The organism is Kitasatospora purpeofusca, assembly GCF_034043715.1.
In the GTDB taxonomy this organism is placed as follows: domain Bacteria; phylum Actinomycetota; class Actinomycetes; order Streptomycetales; family Streptomycetaceae; genus Kitasatospora; species Kitasatospora purpeofusca_A.
On record NZ_JAXCLC010000079.1, the window covers coordinates 12,110 to 31,609 of the forward strand.

The window sequence follows — 19,500 nt, forward strand, 5'->3', positions numbered from 1 at the left end:
GGCTTTACTACTGGAGCGGGCGACGAGAATCGAACTCGCGCTATAAGCTTGGGAAGCTCATGTTCTACCATTAAACTACGCCCGCCTGACGAGTCGTCAGAGACGCTCGATCTGTCCTCACTGTACCCCATCCGCCACGGTCGTTGCACAGGTGACCGGAGGTCGTGGCGGAGCCGCGCGGGGTGGGGGTGGAGGCGTACTGTGTGGGCCGCGTGAGACTGCCCCGGCGGGTGGGTGCGGGCGGCGAGCCTTGGTGTGGAATGTCCGGAACTTCCCCTAATGTGACGCTGGTCCCGGGGCTCCGCCGTTGGGGCGACGAGTACGGGTGAGTACCGGGGTAAGGATGGGAAGGGGATCGATGGAGCAGCGCGCCGTCGTTCGTTGTGCCGAGGGGCACCTGTTCAGCACCACCACGTTCCCGATGCAGAATCTCGGCCCCGGCCGGCTGGGGCCGGGCCGGCTGATCCGGTGCCCGCAGTGCGGGCGGCTGAGGAGTTCGGTGCTGGCCGACGTGCGGGAGCTGTCCGAGCCGCAACTGGCCCGGGCGCTGCGGCTGGAGGCCGCGGAGTTCCTCGCCTGACGAGGGCGGTCGTGGGAGAGGTGTGACAGGTGCGGCCCCGGGCGATTCGTCCGGGGCCGCGTCGTGCACGTAACCTCGAAGCGTGCTGCTCTCTGACAAGGACATCCGGGCCGAGATCGACAACGGCCGGGTGGTGATCGATCCGTTCGACCCCGCGATGGTCCAGCCGTCGAGCATCGACGTGCGACTGGACCGCTTCTTCAGGGTCTTCGAGAACCACCGCTACCCGCACATCGACCCCTCCGAGGAGCAGCCGGACCTGACCCGGCTGGTCGAGCCGGAGGGCGAGGACGCGTTCATCCTGCACCCGGGCGAATTCGTGCTGGCGTCGACCTACGAGGTCATCACGCTGCCCGACGACGTCGCCTCGCGGCTGGAGGGCAAGTCCAGCCTCGGCCGGCTCGGTCTGCTGACGCACTCCACGGCGGGCTTCATCGACCCCGGGTTCAGCGGGCACGTCACGCTGGAGCTGTCGAACGTCGCCACCCTGCCGATCAAGCTCTACCCGGGGATGAAGATCGGGCAGCTCTGCCTGTTCCGGCTCTCCTCGCCCTCGGAGCACCCGTACGGCTCGGAGCGGTACGGCTCGCGCTACCAGGGGCAGCGCGGCCCGACGCCGTCCCGTTCCCACCTGAACTTCCACCGCTCCAAGGTCTGAGCGACGACCCGAGCGACGCGAGCGGCGAGCAGGACGCGGGCGGTCACCCTGGACAGGGTGGCCGCCCGCCGCCGTGTCAGGCCCGCTTCGGGCGGGTGACGGCGACCAGCTCGCTGCCGTCCTCGGAGAGCCGCAGTTCGGTGCGGAGCTCGGCCAGCTCGCCCAGGTGGTGCAGATGGGTGCCGCCGCAGAAGATCCGCGCCGCGCCCTCGGGCAGCTCGCAGTGCCACTCGCGGCGGGCGGTCAGCTCCGGGCCGGGGACGTCGATGCGCACCGGGGCGTCGGCGGCGACCCAGCCGGCCAGCCGGCGGTTGACGGCCTCGGTCAGGTCGGGGAGGGCGTCGGCCAGGGCCGGGAACTCCTCGGTGGCCTCGGCGGTGAAGCCCTTCTTGCGCAGCGACTTGCCGAGCCGGTAGGTGTCGGTGCTCGCCTCGGTGTCCATCACCGAACTCGCCATGGCGAGGCTGTCGAAGTCCGGGTGGCCGAAGGCGTCGGTACGGCCCGGGTCCTTGCGCCAGCGCGGCGCGAGCGCCTCGTTGAGGGCGAGGGCGAGCAGGTGGCAGCCGCTGTGCGAGGCGCTGAGCGCCCCGCGCCGGCCGGCGTCGACGGTGAGGGCGGCGGTCCGGCCGACGATGTCGCCCGGGTCGGCCGCGAGGACGTGCAGGACCAGCCAGGACCACTCCTCGTCGCCGCGCCGGACCGGGATGTCGGCGCCCACCAGCACCGGGCCGCCGGCCGAACCGCCGTCCGAACCGCCGTCCGGGCCGCCGACCGAGTCACCGGCCGGGCCGACCGCGCCGGTGAGGCAGTCGACGACGGCCAGCTCGACGCCGTCCACGGTGAGCGTGCCGAGGTCGGCCGGCTGGTCGGGCCAGGTGTGGTCGAGCGGGTGGAACGGCGTCGCCCCGGTGACCACGGCGTACCGGCCGCCGTCCAGCGGGTGCACCGCGAGCACCGTCGACTCGCCGGTCACCGCCCCGGCCGGGAAGCTGACGTGCGTGGTGGGGAGGGTCATGCCTGGCTCCGTGCGGGTGAGGGTGGACTGGACGGGGTGGATCGGACAACGGCGACGGGCCCCGCGAGGCGAGGCCCGTGCTCCATTGTCCCCGAGGTCCGGGACCGCGTCCGGGAGGGGGACGGGCCGAGGGACAGCGGGACGAAAGGACAGAAGGACAGAAGGACAGGAAGCCGGAAGGGGACGGCGGTCAGCCGAGGGTCGGCAGCTTGATCAGCACCAGCAGCGCCAGCAGTTGCAGCGCCGCCGCGCCCGCCGCCTTGCCCCAGGGCAGGTCGTGCACCCGGCGGACCATGCTGGTCAGCAGGAACGCGCAGAGCAGCCAGGTGGCCCAGCCGACCACCTGGACCAGCAGGTTGTCGGCCGGCAGCACCAGCGCCAGCAGCAGCCGGGGCGCGTCCGTGACCCACCCGATCAGCACGGCCAGGCCGACCGTGGACTGCCACGGGCCGTCGCCGCCGAACTGCCGGGCCAGCGCGTACGTGACCGCGCCGAGCATGGCGCCGGCCAGGGTGAAGCAGACCGCCGCCGCCAGCAGCGCGGTGAGCGCCACGGTGAAGGTCGAGTTGACCACGTCGTCGCGGGTCATGCCGAGGCCGAGCACGGCGAGGGCGCCGTACAGCAGGGAGACCGTGACGGCGGGCAGCCAGACCTGGTGGTCGCGGGTGCGGTCGAAGATCGCGGTGGGGGTGCGGAAGAGTCCGGTCAGCAGCTCGCGCCAGCCCGGCCTCGGCCCGGTGGCCTGCGGTGCGGACTGGCCACCGGCCCGGTAGACGGCGACGTTGTCCTCGCCGTAACCCCCCTGGCCCTGCTGCCCCCGGTCGTCCGACCAGCCCTGCTGCCCCCGGTCGTCCGACCAGCCCTGCTGCCCGTAGCCGTCGGGGTACGGCGCCCCTTCCGGCCCGTAGGAGGACGGCTCGCCCGCGTACGGGTCGCCGACCGGGAAGGCCCGGGTGTGACCGGGCTGGTCGGCCGCGTACGGGTCCCGCTGCGGCCCGCCGTAGGGCGGCTGCCCCGCGTAGGGCTGCTGTCCCGCGTACGGGTCCTGCTGCGAGGCGTACGGGGAGCGGGGGCCGGGACCGTACGGGTCCGTCGGGCCCTGCGGGGCGGACGGGCCGCCGGGGCCCTGCTGCGGACCGGTGAAGTACTCCGGCCCGTCCGTCGGCCCGTACCCCCCGGGCGCCGCCTGCTGCTGCGGGGGCGCCGACCACCCGCCACGGGGGTCGGCGCCCTGACCGCTGTCGTATCGATTGCCAGCCACGTTCCGAAGGTACCCGCCCGGCGGGCGCCCCGGTGGCCGGGCACCGGACCGGGTCCGGTTTGCAGCGAGCCTGTTACTGCCGCGGGGTCACGGCCACTGCCGCAGGGGTCACGGCCACTGCCGCGGGGCCACGGCGGCGCGCTACTGCCCCACGGCCACCTTCGGCCCGTGCACGGAGGCCGCGGCGCTGGTGCCGGCCGGGCACCCGCCCGGGCCGGCCGAGACGCGGACGGCGCCGACCGGCAGCAGGGTGCCGCAGGCAATCCGGATGCCGTTCGGCAGCTCGTTGTCGGACTCCACGATCGCGCCGTCACCGATCACCGCGCCGTCCAGCGCGGTGCGGTCGCCGATGGTCGCGAAGGCGCCCACGATCGAGTCCTTGACCAGGGTGTCGGCGCCGATGACGGCACCGGGCAGGATCACGCTGCCCTCGACGATGGCACCGGCCTCGACCACCGCGCCCTCGGCGACCACGGTGCCGCCGCTGAGCACCGCGCCGTGCCGGACGGTCGAGCCGGGCAGCAGCAGGGCGTCGCCGGTCGGGCCGGGGACGGCGGGCGAGTCGACCTTCCCGAGGACGAGGTCGGCCGAGCCGCGGACGAAGGCGGCCGGGGTCCCGAGGTCGAGCCAGTACGAGGTGTCGACGACCCCGCGCAGCAGCGCGCCGGTGGCCAGCAGCTCGGGGAAGGTCTCGCGCTCCACGGAGACCTCGCGGCCGGTCGGGATGCGGTCGATGACGGAGCGGGTGAAGACGTAGCAGCCGGCGTTGATCTGGTCGGTGACGATCTGCTCCGGCGTCTCCGGCTTCTCCAGGAACTCCAGCACCCGGCCGTGCTCGTCGGTCGGGACGAGGCCGAAGGCGCGCGGGTCCTCGACCCGGGTGAGGTGCAGGGTGACGTCGGCCCCGGCGGCCACGTGGCCGTCGCGCAGGGCGGCGATGTCGACGCCGGAGAGGATGTCGCCGTTGAAGACCAGGACCGGCTCGTCGGGGCCGCAGGTGAGACCGGTGGCCGCGTTGCGGATGGCGCCGCCGGTGCCGAGCGGCTCGCGCTCGGTCAGGTAGACCAGCTCGATGCCGTAGGGGGTGCCGTCCTGGAAGTGGTCCTCGAAGACCTCGGCGAGGTAGGACGTGGCGAGCACCACGCGGGTGACCCCGGCCGCCGCCGCGCGCGCGAGCTGGTGCGCGATGAACGGGACGCCTGCCACCGGCAGCATGGGCTTGGGGGTGTGGGTGGTCAGCGGACGCAGTCGCGTGCCCTTACCACCGACCAGCATGATCGCCTCGGTCATGGTCTGCGCCGTTCCCCTTGTGCTCTGTGCGGCCCGGCCCGGCGGGCCGATACCTCCGTCGGTGTGGTGTACGCCGTTCCGGGGGCCGGAACGGATCGACCGGCGCACGGCCGGTCCGGCGCCTACTGTATTTCCTTCTGACAGGAGCGCCGCCCGGTGGCCCGGCCCTCGGCGCCCGGGACGGGGCCGGGCGACCGGGCCGGACTGTGGGGGCGGCCACCGGGAGAACGCGGACCGGCCGCCGGAAAAGCCGGAGCGGTCACCGGAAAAACCGGAGCGGTCAACCGGAGAAACCCGCCGGCGGTCACCGGAAGAGCCCGGCCCGGGCGGGTGCCGGTGGCACCCCCCGGGCCGGGCGGTTGTTGCAGAACTGTCGAACAACCGGACCGGTTCACGGCCCCGTCGAGCGGGAGGCCGCTCAGACGTCGGCCGTCTGCGGCTCCTCGGCCGCGGTCGGCGGGATCGCCTTGACCGAGTCGAGCAGCAGCTGGGCGACGTCCACCACCTTGAGGTGCTCCTTGGCCGCGCCCTCGTTCTTCTTGCCGTTCACCGAGTCGGAGAGCATCACCAGGCAGAACGGGCAGGCGGTGGAGACGATGTCCGGGTCGAGGGACAGCGCCTCGTCGACGCGCTCGGTGTTGATCCGCTTGCCGATGCGCTCCTCCATCCACATCCGCGCGCCGCCGGCGCCGCAGCAGAAGCCGCGCTCCTTGTGGCGGTGCATCTCCTGCTGGCGCAGACCGGGGACCTTGTCCATGATCTCGCGCGGCGGGCTGTAGACCTTGTTGTGCCGGCCCAGGTAGCAGGGGTCGTGGTACGTGATCAGGCCCTCGACCGGGTTGACCGGCACGAGCCTGCCCTCGTCGATGAGGTGCTGCAGCAGCTGGGTGTGGTGGATGACCTCGAAGTGGCCGCCCAGCTGCGGGTACTCGTTGGCGATGGTGTTGAAGCAGTGCGGGCAGGTCGCCACGATCCGCTTGACCGGGGCGTCCTCCAGCGCGGCGTTCAGGGTCTCGACGTTCTGCGCGCCGAGCATCTGGAAGAGGAACTCGTTGCCCAGGCGGCGGGCGGAGTCACCGGTGCAGGACTCCTCCTTGCCGAGGATCGCGAACCGCACGCCCGCGGTGTGCAGCAGCTCGGCGAAGGCCTTGGTGGTCTTCTTCGCCCGGTCCTCCAGGGCGCCGGCGCAGCCCACCCAGTACAGGTACTCGACCTCGGCGGGGTCGATGTCCTCGCCGATCACCGGCACCTCGATGCCGGTCTCCTTCTTGAGCTCCTTGACCCAGTCGAGGCGCGCCTTGGTGGCCATGCCCCAGGGGTTGCCCTTGTTCTCCAGGTTCTTGAGCATGGTGCCGGCCTCGGTGGGGAACGAGGACTCGATCATGACCTGGTAGCGGCGCATGTCGACGATGTGGTCGATGTGCTCGATGTCCACAGGGCACTGCTCGACGCAGGCGCCGCAGGTGGTGCAGGACCACAGCACGTCCGGGTCGATGACGCCGTTCTCCTCCGCGGTGCCGACCAGCGGGCGCTCGGCCTCGGCCAGGGCGGCCGCCGGGACGTCCGCCAGCTGCTCGGCGGTGGCCTTCTCCTCGCCCTCCATGTCCTTGCCGCCGCCGGCCAGGAGGTAGGGAGCCTTGGCGAAGGCGTGCTCGCGCAGGCTCATGATCAGCAGCTTCGGCGAGAGCGGCTTGCCGGTGTTCCAGGCCGGACACTGCGACTGGCAGCGGCCGCACTCGGTGCAGGTGGAGAAGTCGAGGATGCCCTTCCAGGAGAAGTGCTCGACCTGGGAGACGCCGAAGACGGCGTCGTCGGCCGGGTCCTCGAAGTCGATCGGCGCGCCGCCGCTGGTCATCGGGCGCAGTTCGCCGAGCGCGGTGGAGCCGTCCTCGGCGCGCTTGAAGTAGATGTTGAAGAAGGCCAGGAAGCGGTGCCAGGCGACGCCCATCGAGGGGTTGATGCCGATGGTGATCGCCCAGGCGAAGGAGGTGCAGATCTTCAGCATCGCGAAGATGTAGACCAGGTTCTCCAGGGTGCCGTGGGACAGGCCGCGGAAGGCCGCCACCAGCGGGTAGGAGATCAGGTACTTGGCCTCGTAGGAGCCGACGCCCTCCAGCGCGCCCTCCAGGCCGCGCAGGATCATGATGCACAGGCCGATGCCGAGGATCGTGTACTCGACGTAGAAGGCCTGCCAGGCGATCGAGCCGGCGAAGCGGGACTTGCGGCCCGCCCGGCCGGGCAGGCTCAGCAGCCGGATCACGATCAGGGCGGCGATGCCCAGCGTGGTGAAGGTGCCGACCAGTTCGGTGAAGAGCTCGTACGGCAGCCAGCCGCCGAGCACCGGCAGCACGAACTCGGCGTCGAACAGCTGGAAGAACGCGGTGAGCAGGGTCAGGCCCAGGGTGAAGAAGCCGACCGCGACGAACCAGTGGGCGACGCCGACGATCCCCCACCGGTTCATCCTGGTGTGGCCGACGAACTCCACGGCCACGGTCTTCACTCGCTGGGCGGGCTGCCCGAAGCGGGTGGCGTCCGGCTGGCCGGTCCGCACCACCCGGTAGATGTACAGCGCCGCACGAGCGGCGAGCGCGGTGCCGACCACGAACGTGACCAGCGAGATGACGATCGCTGCTAGCTGCATCGGCTCTCCGTCTCCTGCGGCTTGCTTGTTGCGGGTGTGCAGTGTCTCCGGGGCAGTGTACTCGTCGGTAACTTCCTGGGCCGACGGCCCGGACATTACCGCCGGCACCACTTCTCTTGAAGATGCTCAAGGTATGGCGGCAGTCACGTGAGCGCACGCCCGGGGCACCCCCGGCCGCGTCGCGGCAGCGGTCCGCAGGGTTACCGGCTCACCAAAGTTGAGCACCGGCGACTCATAGCTGTTGACGTGCCCCGACCTGTCATGCATCCTTGAGCCTGTAAAGCTCAACTTTTCCGTGGAGGTATCTACCATGGCACGTGCGGTCGGCATCGACCTCGGTACGACGAACTCGGTCGTCAGCGTTCTGGAGGGCGGCGAGCCCACCGTTATCACGAACGCCGAGGGCGCGCGGACCACGCCGTCCGTGGTGGCCTTCGCGAAGAACGGCGAAGTGCTCGTCGGCGAGGTCGCCAAGCGCCAGGCGGTCACCAACGTGGACCGCACCATTCGCTCGGTCAAGCGCCACATGGGCACCAGCTGGAAGATCGGGCTGGACGGCAAGGACTTCAACCCGCAGCAGATCAGCGCCTTCGTGCTGCAGAAGCTGAAGCGCGACGCCGAGGCGTACCTGGGCGAGACGGTCACCGACGCGGTGATCACCGTCCCGGCGTACTTCTCCGACTCCGAGCGCCAGGCGACCAAGGAGGCCGGTGAGATCGCGGGCCTCAACGTCCTGCGCATCGTCAACGAGCCGACCGCGGCCGCCCTGGCGTACGGCCTGGACAAGGACGACCAGACCATTCTGGTCTTCGACCTCGGCGGCGGCACCTTCGACGTCTCGCTGCTGGAGATCGGCGACGGGGTCGTCGAGGTGAAGGCCACCAACGGTGACAACCACCTCGGCGGCGACGACTGGGACCAGAAGGTCGTCGACCACCTGGTCAAGGTCTTCCAGGCCGGCCACGGCGTCGACCTGTCCAAGGACAAGATGGCGCTGCAGCGTCTGCGCGAGGCGTCCGAGAAGGCCAAGATCGAGCTGTCCTCGTCCTCCGAGACCTCGATCAACCTGCCCTACATCACGGCCTCCGCCGAGGGCCCGCTGCACCTGGACGAGAAGCTCACCCGGGCCCAGTTCCAGCAGCTCACCTCGGACCTGCTGGAGCGCTGCAAGGTCCCGTTCCACAACGTCATCAAGGACGCGGGCATCGCCCTGTCCGAGATCGACCACGTCGTCCTCGTCGGCGGCTCGACCCGGATGCCGGCCGTCGCCGAGCTCGTCCGCGAGCTGACCGGCGGCAAGGACGCCAACAAGGGCGTCAACCCGGACGAGGTCGTCGCCATCGGCGCCGCCCTCCAGGCCGGCGTCCTCAAGGGCGAGGTCAAGGACGTCCTGCTGCTCGACGTCACCCCGCTGTCCCTCGGCATCGAGACCAAGGGCGGCATCATGACCAAGCTGATCGAGCGCAACACCACGATCCCGACCAAGCGCTCGGAGATCTTCACCACGGCCGAGGACAACCAGCCGTCCGTGCAGATCCAGGTCTACCAGGGCGAGCGCGAGATCGCGGCGTACAACAAGAAGCTCGGCATGTTCGAGCTGACCGGCCTGCCGCCGGCCCCCCGCGGCCTGCCCCAGATCGAGGTCACCTTCGACATCGACGCCAACGGCATCATGCACGTCGGCGCGAAGGACCTCGGCACCGGCAAGGAGCAGAAGATGACCGTCACCGGCGGCTCCGCGCTGCCGAAGGACGACATCGAGCGCATGATGCGCGAGGCCGAGCAGTACGCGGAGGAGGACCACAAGCGCCGCGAGGCCGTGGAGACCCGCAACCAGGCCGAGCAGCTCGTGTACTCCACCGAGAAGTTCATCGCCGACAACTCCGACAAGCTCCCGGCCGACGTGAAGACCGAGGTCGAGACCGCCATCGGCGAGCTCAAGGACGCCCTCAAGGGCGAGGACATCGCGGCGATCCGCGAGGCCTCGGAGAAGGTCTCCACCACCGCCCAGAAGCTCGGCCAGGCCCTGTACGCCAACGCCGACGCCTCCGGTGCGGCCGGTGACGCGGGGGCGGCCGGCGACGCCGGCGCCAAGGACGACGACGTGGTCGACGCCGAGATCGTGGACGACGAGAAGCCCAAGGGTGGTGCGGCATGACGGAGAAGCCGCAGGGTGCCGAGCCCGGCGACGACTCCGCCGCCGAGGAGGCCGTGATCAAGGCCGCCGAGGAGGCCGCCGCGGCCGGTGCCGAGGGCAGCGACGCGGGCACCTCGGGGGACGCCACGGCCAAGCGCGAGCTGGCCGAGCGCACCGCCGACCTCCAGCGCCTCCAGGCCGAGTACCAGAACTACCGCAAGCGGGTCGAGCGCGACCGGCTGACGGTCCGCGAGATCGCCGTCTCCAACATCCTGGAGTCGCTGGTCCCGGTCCTGGACGACATCGGCCGGGCCCGCGACCACGGCGAGGTGACGGGCGGCTTCAAGTCCGTCGCCGAGTCGCTGGAGACGGTCGTCGCCAAGCTGGGCCTGCAGCAGTTCGGCAAGGAGGGCGAGCCCTTCGACCCGACCATGCACGAGGCACTGATGCACAGCTACTCCTCGGAGGTCACCGAGGACACCTGCGTCCAGATCCTCCAGCCCGGCTACCGGATCGGCGAGCGGATCATCCGCCCGGCGATGGTCGCGGTCGCGGAGCCCCAGCCCGGCACCCAGACCACGGCCGGCCCGGACGCCGACACCGCCAAGGGCGGGGAGAAGAAGGACCAGGCCGACGGTGACTCGGACAGCTGACCAGCGGTGACAGCTGACAACCCCCGCGCTGCGGAGTCGTACGCCGGCCAGTACGGCGGACGGCTCCGCAGCGCGCTGTCGATGTGCCCCGGCACCACTGGCCGGGCCCCAACCGTTGACAGCACTGTGACGATGGACCTCGGGAGGTGGCGCCGGCCATGAGCGGCAAGGACTACGTGGAGAAGGACTACTACAAGGTCCTGGGCGTGCCCAAGGACGCCAGCGCCACCGAGATCAAGAAGACGTACCGCAAGCTGGCGCGCGAGTTCCATCCCGACGCCAACAAGGGCGACACCACGGCCGAGGAGCGGTTCAAGGACATCTCCGAGGCGTACGACGTCCTCTCCGACGACAAGCGCCGCAAGGAGTACGACGAGGCCCGCAGCCTCTTCGCCAACGGCGGCTTCCGGAGCGGCGGCCCCGGTGGCGCGGGCAGCTACAGCTTCGACTTCGGCGACCTGTTCAGCGGCAGCCAGGGCGGCGGCGGCAGCGGCGGGATCGGCGACGTCTTCGGCGGCCTCTTCAACCGGGGCGGCCGGCAGGCCCAGCCGCGGCGCGGCTCGGACGTCGAGACCGAGGTGACGCTCTCCTTCGAGGAGGCCGTCGACGGTGCGACCGTCCCGCTGCGGATGACCAGCCAGGCCCCCTGCCGCCTCTGCAACGGCACCGGCGCCAAGTCCGGCACCACCCCGCGGGTCTGCCCGACCTGCGTCGGCTCCGGCACCGTGAGCCGGGGCCAGGGCGCCTTCGCGCTCTCCGAGCCCTGTCGGGACTGCCGCGGCCGAGGCATGATCGTCGACGACCCGTGCACCGACTGCCACGGCAGCGGCCGGGCCAGTTCCGCCCGCACCATGCAGGTCCGGATCCCGGCCGGCGTCCAGGACGCCCAGCGGATCCGGCTCAAGGGCAAGGGCGCCCAGGGCGAGCGCGGCGGCCAGCCCGGCGACCTCTACGTCACCGTGCACGTCGACCCGCACCCCGTCTTCGGGCGCAAGGGCGACAACCTGACCGTGACCGTCCCGGTCACCTTCCCCGAGGCCGCCCTCGGCGGCACCATCGAGGTGCCGACCCTGAACGGCCCGTCGGTGAAGCTCAAGCTGCCCCCGGGCAGCGCCAACGGCCTGACCCTGCGGGCCCGCGGCAAGGGCGCCACCCGCAAGGACGGCACCCGCGGCGACCTTCTGGTCACCATGGAGGTCGTGGTGCCCCAGACCGTCACCGGCGAGGCGCTGGACGCACTGGAGCAGTACCGCGAGGCGACCGCCTCCGACGACCCGCGAGCCGCCCTGTTCAGAGCGGCGAAGGGAGCGTGACGACCAGATGATCCCCGACGAACCCATCGGACCCGGCCTCGGTGACGGCCTGCCCGGTGGCGGCGCCCGCCGCACCCCGCGCCGGAGCGCCCCGCAGCCCCGGTACGTACTCACCGAGGAGACCCCGGTCTACGTGATCTCGGTGGCCGCCGAGCTCTCCGGTCTGCACCCGCAGACCCTCCGCCAGTACGACCGGCTCGGCCTGGTCTGCCCCGACCGCACCGCCGGCCGCGGCCGCCGCTACTCCGCGCGCGACATCCAGCAGCTGCGCGAGGTCCAGCGGCTCTCCCAGGACGAGGGCATCAACCTGGCCGGCATCAAGCGGATCATCGAGCTGGAGAACCAGGTCACCGCCCTCCAGTCCCGCATCGCCGAACTGGCCGATTCCCTGGAGGGCGCGGCCACCGCCCTCCAGCAGCGCGAGGCCACCATCCACGCCTCCTACCGCCGCGACCTCGTCCCGTACCAGCCCCCCACCCCGCACTCCAGCGCCCTCGTCGTCTGGCGCCCCAAGCGCTGACCTCCCGCGCCCACCGACGCCGCCGGTTTCCCCCTGGCCGGGGGGTGCCGGCGGCGCGGCGTTTGGTGAGAGAGTGCTCGGTGCAGGCAAGAGCAGATCGAGAAACGCCGATGCCGGCCCGCGAAGGCTCTGTCCAAGATCCCCGTCGAAGTCGGCGCCCCGGCTTCACACAGCCCTATCCGACACCAGGGAGCCGCAGATGAGCGAGACGGCCGATCCCGGACTCACCTCAGGCGGCCTCGGCGTCCTTTCGGATAATGCGCGCAAGCTGTATCTCGACATCCTGCACACCCACGGTCGCCTGATGCCCGAAAACCGGGAGGCCACCGACGCCAAGTACCTTCAGGAGCTTCTCGACATCGGCCTGCTGGTGCCGGACACGGACGAGCCGAACGTCCTCGTGGCCGTGGACCCTCAGCAGCTCTCGTCCGGACTCATCGCGTCCTGGCAGCGCAAGGCCCTCGACCTGCTCTCCCGGGCCGAGGCGCTACCGATCGACCTGAAGGACCTGACCGAGGCTTTCCACACGCCGAAGCAGACCGGCGGCAGCATCGAGTACGTGCGCGGAAAAGTGCTGATCAACCAACGGCTGGGCCAGTTGACCACCAGCTGCACCGAGGAGTTCCTGGCCGCGCAGCCGGGCGGTCCTCGCCCCCCGGAGGCCCTTGCCAGCAGTCGGGACCGGGATCTGGCACTCCTTCAGAGAGGCGCCACGTTTCGGACGATCTACCACCCGAGTACCCGCTACCACCCGGCTACCAGGGACTACGTCCTGGCGATCACGGACGCGGGCGGACAGGTCCGCACGCTGGACGAGCCCTATACGCGACTCATCGTCGTCGATCGGCGTACCGCCATCATTCCTGTCGCCGACGACCTGAATGTGGCCGCGTTCATTCACGACCGGGCGATCATCAGCTATCTGGTCTCCGACGTCTTCGAGCGCAACTGGAACCGCGCACTCGAATTCGACGGCGCCCGAGCGGTACCTCAGGAAGTCATCTCGCGCCTGCGACAGACGATCATCGATCTGCTGCTGAAGGGCACCAGCCATCGCGTCATAGCCAGGAGCCTCGGCATCAGCGAACGCACCCTCGCCCGTCACATAGCGGACATGCGCGAGGACTACAAGGTCGATTCACTGTTCCAGCTCGGGTACGTGCTGGCCCGAACCCCTCAGCACGGTCATCCCGAGAGCCGACCGGACGGGCTGGACCAGGTCACCGACTGACCCGGCGAGCCCTCCGACGGACCGGCTCAGGTCCAGTTGCTGTCGTTGTCCGTCAGTGCGACCGTCCGCAGCTCCGAGGACGCGGGGCTGTGCGACGCGGGCTGGTGGCCGGAAGCTGCCGAGACAATCTGGCTGCTCGCGGTCAATACTGCTACAACGGCAGCGATCGAAGCCGCCACAATGCGAACGTGCCGGCGCAGGCGAAGCATGCGATCACGCCTTCCTGAGTAGTCGCAAGGTATCGAGCAATGGGAACAGCTGAGCAATCGACCACATAATGCCCCAGCTCGAACGTGCGCGCCACATCCCCCCACCACAGAAGTGCGTCATCTCCATGCCAGGCAGTCAGATGACACCTCTAAGCAGTGGACTCGGCCGCCCCGAACGATGGACGATCAGTTCGCTCCCGATGGTCCCGGCAAGCTCACCACACTTGCCGATGTACCTTCAATTCACCATTCGGCCCCGCAGCTCGAGCGGAGACCGCAGCCACGCCGATCGGAACCCCTGACCCAACCCTGCCGGACCTGGTGAACCCGATCAGCCACTCCCCGGAGTCGACATGACTGAGCCCTACCTGCGTCACCACGACAGCCAGGCCCACGAGGGTCGGCGTGCACGAGTCTTCCTGGCCGCGCCGCTGATGCGGCTGACCGGGCCGGCGGACAGTGTGGTGACTCTCGCCAGCCGGACGCGGCTGACGACCCTCCGCACCACCCTTCTTCGCAGTGGCGCCGCCGTCTACAGCGCCCACCACAGCGACGCCTGGACCGTCGCCGGGCGCGCCCCCGAGCCGCGGGTGCCGTCGGACTTCCGTGCGCTGCAGTCCGCCGACCTGGTCTTCGCCTACGTGGGCGCGCCGCTCTCCGCCGGCGTCAGCCTGGAGCTGGGCTGGGCGTCGGCGCTGCGCAAGCCGATCGTCCTGCTGGTGGACGAGGCCATCACCCACAACCCGCTGATCGCCACCATCGAGCAGGTCGCCCCCGTCCTGCCGCTGGTCTTCGACGACACCTGGTCCCAGGAGGCGCTCCACCACACCGTGGAGACCGCCCTCGACTGGGCCGGCATGGCGCTCTCCCTGCGCGAGGGCTTCTGGACCGCCCCCGGCGAGCAGTTCACCGTCCCCCGCCAGCAGCCCCCGGCCGTCGGCCCGACCGGCTACTGGCCCACCGGCGCGGCCACCGGCTGATTGCGGCTCAGGCACCGGACTCCCCCGTCCGGGCTCCGGCTCCCCGCATCTGCCAGCCGAGCTGGAACAGCGTCTCGGCGTCGTACATCTCCCGCAGCCGGGCGATGTGGGCGGCGACGGTCCGCTCACTGAGGCCGAGGCGCGAGGCGATCACCCGCTGGGTGAGGCCCTGGGCGAGCAGGCGGCCGACATGGTCCTGCGCAGGGCTCGCGCTCTCGGCCGAACCGGCTCGGAGCGCGGCCCAGTTGACGCCCTCGGCCTGCTGCCACTGCTGCTCGAACACGTCGACCAGGAACGCCACCGTGGCGGGATCCTCCACGATGGCCGCACTGGAGCCGTTCGCCGCCGCAGGGATGACCGCCACCAGCCGGTCGAAGACCAGCATCCGCTTGAACGGCACGGCCAGCACCCGTACCACGCAGCCGAGCCGGGTGACCTCGGCCGCGTAGTCGACCGTCGGGCCGTCCAGGCGGGCCGCCGGTTCGTAGAGGGTGCGCATGGAGCCACCTCGCCCGAGGTACCGGCGGGCGCGGTCGAGCGAGTCGGGCAGCAGGGCGACCGGCCGGGCGCCGCCGGGCTGGGCGGTCAACCCCTCGTTCCGGTACTTCTGGGAGAACCGTTCGATCTCGTGCCGGATCTCCTCCGTGTCCGCCAGGTAGCGGACCCCGGCCGGCCGGTCGTTCCGGCACGGCGCCGCGTCGTAGGCCCGGGTGAGGTCGCCCATCAGCTCCGGCAGCCGCTCCGCCTCGGCCATCAGCCGGGCTCCCATCGAGCGGACCCCCGCACCGATGCGGTCCGCGACCGCCCGCGGGTCGACCGCGCTGTAGGAGGCGTCCAGCACCTGCGGCACCAACAGCCCCAGTTCGACGAGGCGTTCCAGCGCGACGGCGTCCCGGCCGTCGACGTCGGCGGCGCGGATCCGGCCGCCCTCGCGCAGCACGGACAGGTACAGCTCCCGTGCGACCTCGTCCGGCAGCGCCGCGTTCAGCACCTCCGCGGTCGTACGGCCGGCCCGGCCGGGGTCGGCGCTGTTGCCGGTGCCGGTGGGCTCACCCGTCGTCACGGCCGCCCCGCATCAGCCAGCCGAGCTGGAAGAGGGTCTGGGCGCCGTAGCGGTCGCGCAGGCGGGAGATGTGGGCGGCGACGGTGCGTTCGCTGAGGCCGAGCCGGGTCGCGACGGCGCGCTGGGTGAGGCCCCGGGCGAGGAGGCGGCCGACGCGTTCGGGTGCGCCGTGGGCGGCGCTCCGGCCGGGGGCGGTGTCGCGGCCGATGGCGTCGGCCCGGCACCAGTCGCGCTCGAAGGCGTTGACGATGAAGGCGATCCCGGCCGGGTCGGTGATGAACGCGGCGGTGCTGTGGTCGTCCGAGGCCGAGATCACCGCGACCGAGCGGTCGAAGATCATCAGCCGCTGGATGGGCTCGTCCAGGATCCGGATCAGCGAACCGCGCCGGGTGACCTCCTCGGCGTAGGCGAGGGCGGGCGGTTCGGACATCGCGACCGGCTGGTAGATGGTGCGCAACGAGCAGCCGCGCCGGAGCAGTTGGACGTCCTGCTGGATCGCGATCTTGAGCGCGTCGGCCGGGCGGGGGCCCGGTTGGGCGGTGAGGACCTCGGTACGGCAGTCGGAGACCAGCTGCGAGATCCGGTGCCGGATGTGGATGTGGCCCTCGATGTAGACGGCCCCGCCGGAGCGCTCGGGCGGGCGGGGCATCGCGTCGTAGGCGCGGGTGAGGGCGTCCAGGGCGCCGGGGAGGTTCTCGGCGCGGACCAGGAGCCGGGTGGCCTCGCTGCGGAGTTCGGCGCCGAGGCGGTCGCTGACCGAGCGGGGGCTCACGGCGGTGTAGCAGGCGTCCATCGGGTTGGGCATCAGCAGGCCGATGGAGACCAGCCGGCGGACGGCCTCCCGGTCGGCCTCGGGGACGTCGGCGACGCGGATCCGGCCGCCGTCGGCGAGGATCGCCAGGTAGAGACCGCGGGCGGTCTCGTCGGGTTCACCCGCGGCGGCGCCGGTCGCGCCCTCGTCGTCGGGGGCGCCGCCCGGGGTGTCCTTCGGATCCGCCGTCGCTCCGAACGTCACGTCGAACGCTCCCTGCCGGGTTCTCTCGGGGTGTGGTGCTCCTCGCGCGCCGCTCGGTGACCGGCGGCCCTCACGCTACTGGGGACCGACGGGTCCCCGGACCTCGGGTGCCGTCGCACCCGGGTCCGGGGAGCCGTCGGTCTACGCCACGGTCCCAGCGCTTCCGGCGAGGCGGAGCAGCAACGCCTCGCCGGCTCCGGTCCCGGGGGCCATCACCACACATGGCGTCCCGGCCGGCGCTCTTCCCCCCGATATGCAGGCACGTGCGGACGTGCCGGTCGCATCCAGTAATGAAGAGCAAGTCGCCGTCATCGGGCTGCGGTTGCCCGGACGACCTGGCGTGACTCCACCCTCACAGCGTGACGGCCGGTGAACAAGTGCCGCCCTGCTGCATGTTCTCGCAATTGCAGAAACCTGCAGTACCGGACCGGCCCCGACCGCCGCGAGGGATCGCCGGTTCCTGCGAATCCCCAGGTCAGCGAGGTGTGACGGAAGTTCTCCGACCGCCCGTCCGGTTGGTGGCGGACGCGCGGAGTCCGGAAAACCGGATGCGGGCGGCGGCCGGCGCCGGTCCCGGCGAGCCTCAGCGGGCCAGCAGCCGTCCGCCGGCCAGCGCGGCGGCCGTACCGCCGGCCGCGATCGCCCAGCCCGCCAGCAGCAGCGCGAACAGGCCGACGGCGAGCCCGGTGAACCCGGCGAAGCCGGTGTGCCGGGCCAGCGCGGCCGCCCCGGTGACGCAGGTGCCGACCGGGAAGGTGAACGCCCACCAGGTCATCCCGAAGCCCATCCCGGCCCGCCGGGCGCGCAGGTTGGCGGCGAGGGCGAGCAGCAGCCACAGCATCGCGACGCCGAGCACGGCCACGCCGTACAGCTCGGCGAGCGGGAGCGCGACCGGGGCGAGCGGGGGGAGGACCGGGCCGGCGGCGTCGGCGAGCTGGTGGACGGCGGTGGTGGACTGGCCGAGCGGGCCGAGCACCAGGAACAGGGTCGGGGTGAGCGCCAGGGCGGACAGCTTGCTGTGCACCAGGCCGGTGAGCACCACCGGCAGCAGGGCCAGGGTGGCCAGCAGGCCGATCCCGAACAGCGTCGCGCAGCCGTACAGCAGGGCCTCCCGGGCGCCGCCCGCGGGCAGGTGCGGGACGAGCGCGGGGCCGGCGGCGGAGGCGACCAGCGGGGCGACCACGGGCAGCAGCCAGGTCGGGTTGGCCCCGAGCGGGGAGACCTTGTGCCGGGTGATCATCAGATAGGGGATGCCGACCGCGACGGCCAGCGCGTACAGCGTGCCCACCGTCCACAGCACCAGGTCGATCGCGACGGCCGGGCCGGTGCCGAGGACCCGGGAGCCGACGGTCAGGGTGCCGAGGCCGACCGAGAGCAGCGCCATCGGCGGGCAGCCGTAGAAGACGGCGGTGGCCGGGTTCTCCAGCAGGTGCTCCCTGGCGGCCTCGCGGTGCCGGGTCAGGTGGACCGCGCGGGCGGTGCCGAGCAGCAGCAGAGCGGCCAGTCCGAGCGCCCACGCCACCTCGGCGAACCCCAGCAGGCCGGGCCACCGGACCGGGAGGGCCGCCGCGCCGTTCGCCACGATCGCGGTCCCCATGACCACCGCGTACCAGTTCGGGGTGAGCTGGGAGAGGTCGAGGCGGCGGGCCCGGGCGGCGAGGCGGGCCCGGGCGGACAAGGGGGGAGCGGCGCTGAGCAGGGTGACCATGGCATCAACCGTCCCCCGGGACGGCGGCCACCGGTAGCGCCGCCCGCTCTATGAGGGCATAGCCTGAATCTATGCCCCTCTCCCCGCGCGTGCCCGAGATCGGTGCCCTGGAGCTGCTGCTCGCGGTGGCCCGGCTCGGCAGTGTCGGCCGGGCGGCCGCCGAGATCGGGGTGAGCCAGCCGACCGCCAGCGCCCGGATCAAGGGCATGGAGCGGCAGATCGGCGTCCCGCTGCTGGAACGCTCGCCGCGCGGCTCCCGGCCCACCGAGGCGGGCCGGCTGGTGGTCGAATGGGCCCGGCAGGTGGTGGAAGCGGCACAGGCGCTGGACGCCGGGATCGACGCGCTGCGCGAGCGCCGGGACGCCCGGCTGACCGTGGTGGCCAGCCTGACCGTCGCCGAGTACCTGATGCCGGGCTGGCTGCTGGCCCTGCGCGCGACCAATCCGGGGACGGCCGTGACGCTGCGTACCGCCAACTCGGCGGACGTGGCGGGGCACGTGCTGGCCGGGGACGCCGACCTGGGCTTCGTCGAGGGGCCGCTGCCGCCGGCCGGCCTGGCGGGTGCGGTGGTGGCGGCGGACCGGCTGGTGGTCGTGGTGGCGCCGGACCATCCGTGGGCGCGGCGGCGTTCGCCGCTGTCCGGGGCGGAGCTCTCGGCGACCCCGCTGGTGCTGCGCGAGCCGGGGTCGGGGACCAGGGAGGTGCTGGAGATGGCGCTGGCTCCGTACGGCGGCGCCGCGTCGCCCCGGCTCGAGCTGGCCTCGTCGACGGCGCTGAAGGCGGCGGCGATGACCGGCGCCGGGCCGGTCTGTCTGAGCGAGCTGGCGGTGGTGGAGGAGTTGGCGACCCGGCGGCTGGTGGCGGTGCGGCTGGTGGAGGAGCTGGACCTGCGACGGCCGCTGCGGGCGGTCTGGCCGTCCGGGCAGCGGCCGACCGGACCGGCCAGGGACCTGCTGGCGCTGACCCGGCGGACGGCGGGGACGCACCAGGCGAGGATGGCCCAGGCGCGGGCCCTCCCGCCGAGGGCGGCGGCCCGGCCGGCCACCGGGACGGGCACGGCCACCGGGACAGGCACGGCCGCCGGAACAGGGACCACCGCCGGCGACACCGGGGCGCCCGCGCGGAGCGGGCGGCCCGTCCTGCGGGCCCGCCCCGACCGTTCACGTAGAAGTTGAGCGGAATAGACTCAACTTAGTGCATGCTGTAAAGAGCAGACATCAGCTCGA

General features: G+C 71.9%; 14 protein-coding genes, 1 tRNA gene and 2 pseudogenes. 9 read left to right on the plus strand and 8 right to left on the minus strand.

What is annotated here, in order from left to right; genetic code table 11:
- Nucleotides 1-11 precede the first annotated feature (11 nt).
- Nucleotides 12-85, minus strand: a tRNA-Gly gene (locus SM793_RS30670).
- Between the two features lie 258 nt (nucleotides 86-343).
- Between SM793_RS30670 and SM793_RS30675 the strand changes: the two genes are divergently transcribed.
- Both SM793_RS30675 and dcd read left to right on the plus strand, forming a co-directional pair.
- Nucleotides 344-580, plus strand: coding sequence for a hypothetical protein (locus tag SM793_RS30675; protein WP_045938839.1), 237 nt, complete (start codon nucleotides 344-346; stop codon nucleotides 578-580).
- A gap of 82 nt (nucleotides 581-662) precedes the next feature.
- On the plus strand, nucleotides 663-1,238 hold the full coding sequence (gene dcd / locus SM793_RS30680; RefSeq protein WP_320441572.1) for a dCTP deaminase: 576 nt from the start codon (nucleotides 663-665) through the stop codon (nucleotides 1,236-1,238).
- Between the two features lie 76 nt (nucleotides 1,239-1,314).
- Here dcd and SM793_RS30685 read toward each other — a convergent pair whose 3' ends face one another.
- The 4 genes and pseudogenes from SM793_RS30685 to SM793_RS30700 form a co-directional block, all read right to left on the minus strand.
- Nucleotides 1,315-2,253 (minus strand): metal-dependent hydrolase, encoded by a 939-nt coding sequence (locus tag SM793_RS30685; RefSeq protein ID WP_320441573.1) that lies wholly within the window; start codon nucleotides 2,251-2,253, stop codon nucleotides 1,315-1,317.
- Between the two features lie 190 nt (nucleotides 2,254-2,443).
- Nucleotides 2,444-3,514: a YIP1 family protein gene (locus SM793_RS30690; protein ID WP_320441574.1), complete on the minus strand. Its 1,071-nt coding sequence runs from the start codon at nucleotides 3,512-3,514 to the stop codon at nucleotides 2,444-2,446.
- Between the two features lie 216 nt (nucleotides 3,515-3,730).
- Nucleotides 3,731-4,804 (minus strand): annotated as a pseudogene (locus tag SM793_RS30695) (sugar phosphate nucleotidyltransferase); the annotation flags it as partial.
- A gap of 418 nt (nucleotides 4,805-5,222) precedes the next feature.
- Nucleotides 5,223-7,445 carry a (Fe-S)-binding protein gene (locus tag SM793_RS30700; protein WP_320441575.1) on the minus strand — a complete coding sequence of 741 codons (2,223 nt, stop codon included), beginning with the start codon at nucleotides 7,443-7,445 and terminating at the stop codon, nucleotides 5,223-5,225.
- Between the two features lie 310 nt (nucleotides 7,446-7,755).
- Between SM793_RS30700 and dnaK the strand changes: the two genes are divergently transcribed.
- The 6 genes from dnaK (at nucleotide 7,756) to SM793_RS30730 (ending at nucleotide 14,488) form a co-directional block, all read left to right on the plus strand.
- A complete protein-coding gene (gene dnaK / locus SM793_RS30705) occupies nucleotides 7,756-9,603 on the plus strand; it encodes a molecular chaperone DnaK (protein ID WP_320441576.1) in 1,848 nt (615 codons plus the stop codon).
- Nucleotides 9,600-10,235 carry a nucleotide exchange factor GrpE gene (gene grpE / locus SM793_RS30710; protein ID WP_320441577.1) on the plus strand — a complete coding sequence of 212 codons (636 nt, stop codon included), beginning with the start codon at nucleotides 9,600-9,602 and terminating at the stop codon, nucleotides 10,233-10,235. Before dnaK ends, grpE begins: the two co-directional genes overlap by 4 nt.
- 158 nt (nucleotides 10,236-10,393) lie before the next feature.
- The gene (dnaJ, locus tag SM793_RS30715) at nucleotides 10,394-11,548 is read left to right on the plus strand and encodes a molecular chaperone DnaJ (RefSeq protein ID WP_320441578.1); all 1,155 of its coding nucleotides are present in this window, start codon (nucleotides 10,394-10,396) and stop codon (nucleotides 11,546-11,548) included.
- A 7-nt stretch (nucleotides 11,549-11,555) separates the two neighbouring features.
- The gene (locus tag SM793_RS30720; RefSeq protein ID WP_320441579.1) at nucleotides 11,556-12,068 is read left to right on the plus strand and encodes a heat shock protein transcriptional repressor HspR; all 513 of its coding nucleotides are present in this window, start codon (nucleotides 11,556-11,558) and stop codon (nucleotides 12,066-12,068) included.
- A 199-nt stretch (nucleotides 12,069-12,267) separates the two neighbouring features.
- Nucleotides 12,268-13,299, plus strand: coding sequence for a helix-turn-helix domain-containing protein (locus tag SM793_RS30725; protein ID WP_320441580.1), 1,032 nt, complete (start codon nucleotides 12,268-12,270; stop codon nucleotides 13,297-13,299).
- 562 nt (nucleotides 13,300-13,861) lie between these two features.
- A complete protein-coding gene (locus tag SM793_RS30730) occupies nucleotides 13,862-14,488 on the plus strand; it encodes a hypothetical protein (RefSeq protein WP_051740548.1) in 627 nt (208 codons plus the stop codon).
- A gap of 7 nt (nucleotides 14,489-14,495) precedes the next feature.
- Here SM793_RS30730 and SM793_RS30735 read toward each other — a convergent pair whose 3' ends face one another.
- The 3 genes from SM793_RS30735 to SM793_RS30745 form a co-directional block, all read right to left on the minus strand.
- Complete coding sequence (locus SM793_RS30735) at nucleotides 14,496-15,551, minus strand: LuxR C-terminal-related transcriptional regulator (protein ID WP_320441581.1); 1,056 nt, start codon at nucleotides 15,549-15,551, stop codon at nucleotides 14,496-14,498.
- Nucleotides 15,538-16,566 (minus strand): LuxR C-terminal-related transcriptional regulator, encoded by a 1,029-nt coding sequence (locus tag SM793_RS30740; RefSeq protein WP_320441582.1) that lies wholly within the window; start codon nucleotides 16,564-16,566, stop codon nucleotides 15,538-15,540. Before SM793_RS30740 ends, SM793_RS30735 begins: the two co-directional genes overlap by 14 nt.
- A 583-nt stretch (nucleotides 16,567-17,149) precedes the next feature.
- Nucleotides 17,150-18,274, minus strand: coding sequence for a C4-dicarboxylate ABC transporter (locus SM793_RS30745; protein ID WP_320441583.1), 1,125 nt, complete (start codon nucleotides 18,272-18,274; stop codon nucleotides 17,150-17,152).
- A 71-nt stretch (nucleotides 18,275-18,345) separates the two neighbouring features.
- On the opposite strand from SM793_RS30745, the pseudogene SM793_RS30750 reads away from it, so the two are divergent.
- A pseudogene (locus tag SM793_RS30750) lies at nucleotides 18,346-19,242 on the plus strand (LysR family transcriptional regulator); the annotation flags it as partial.
- Nucleotides 19,243-19,500: the final 258 nt, after the last annotated feature.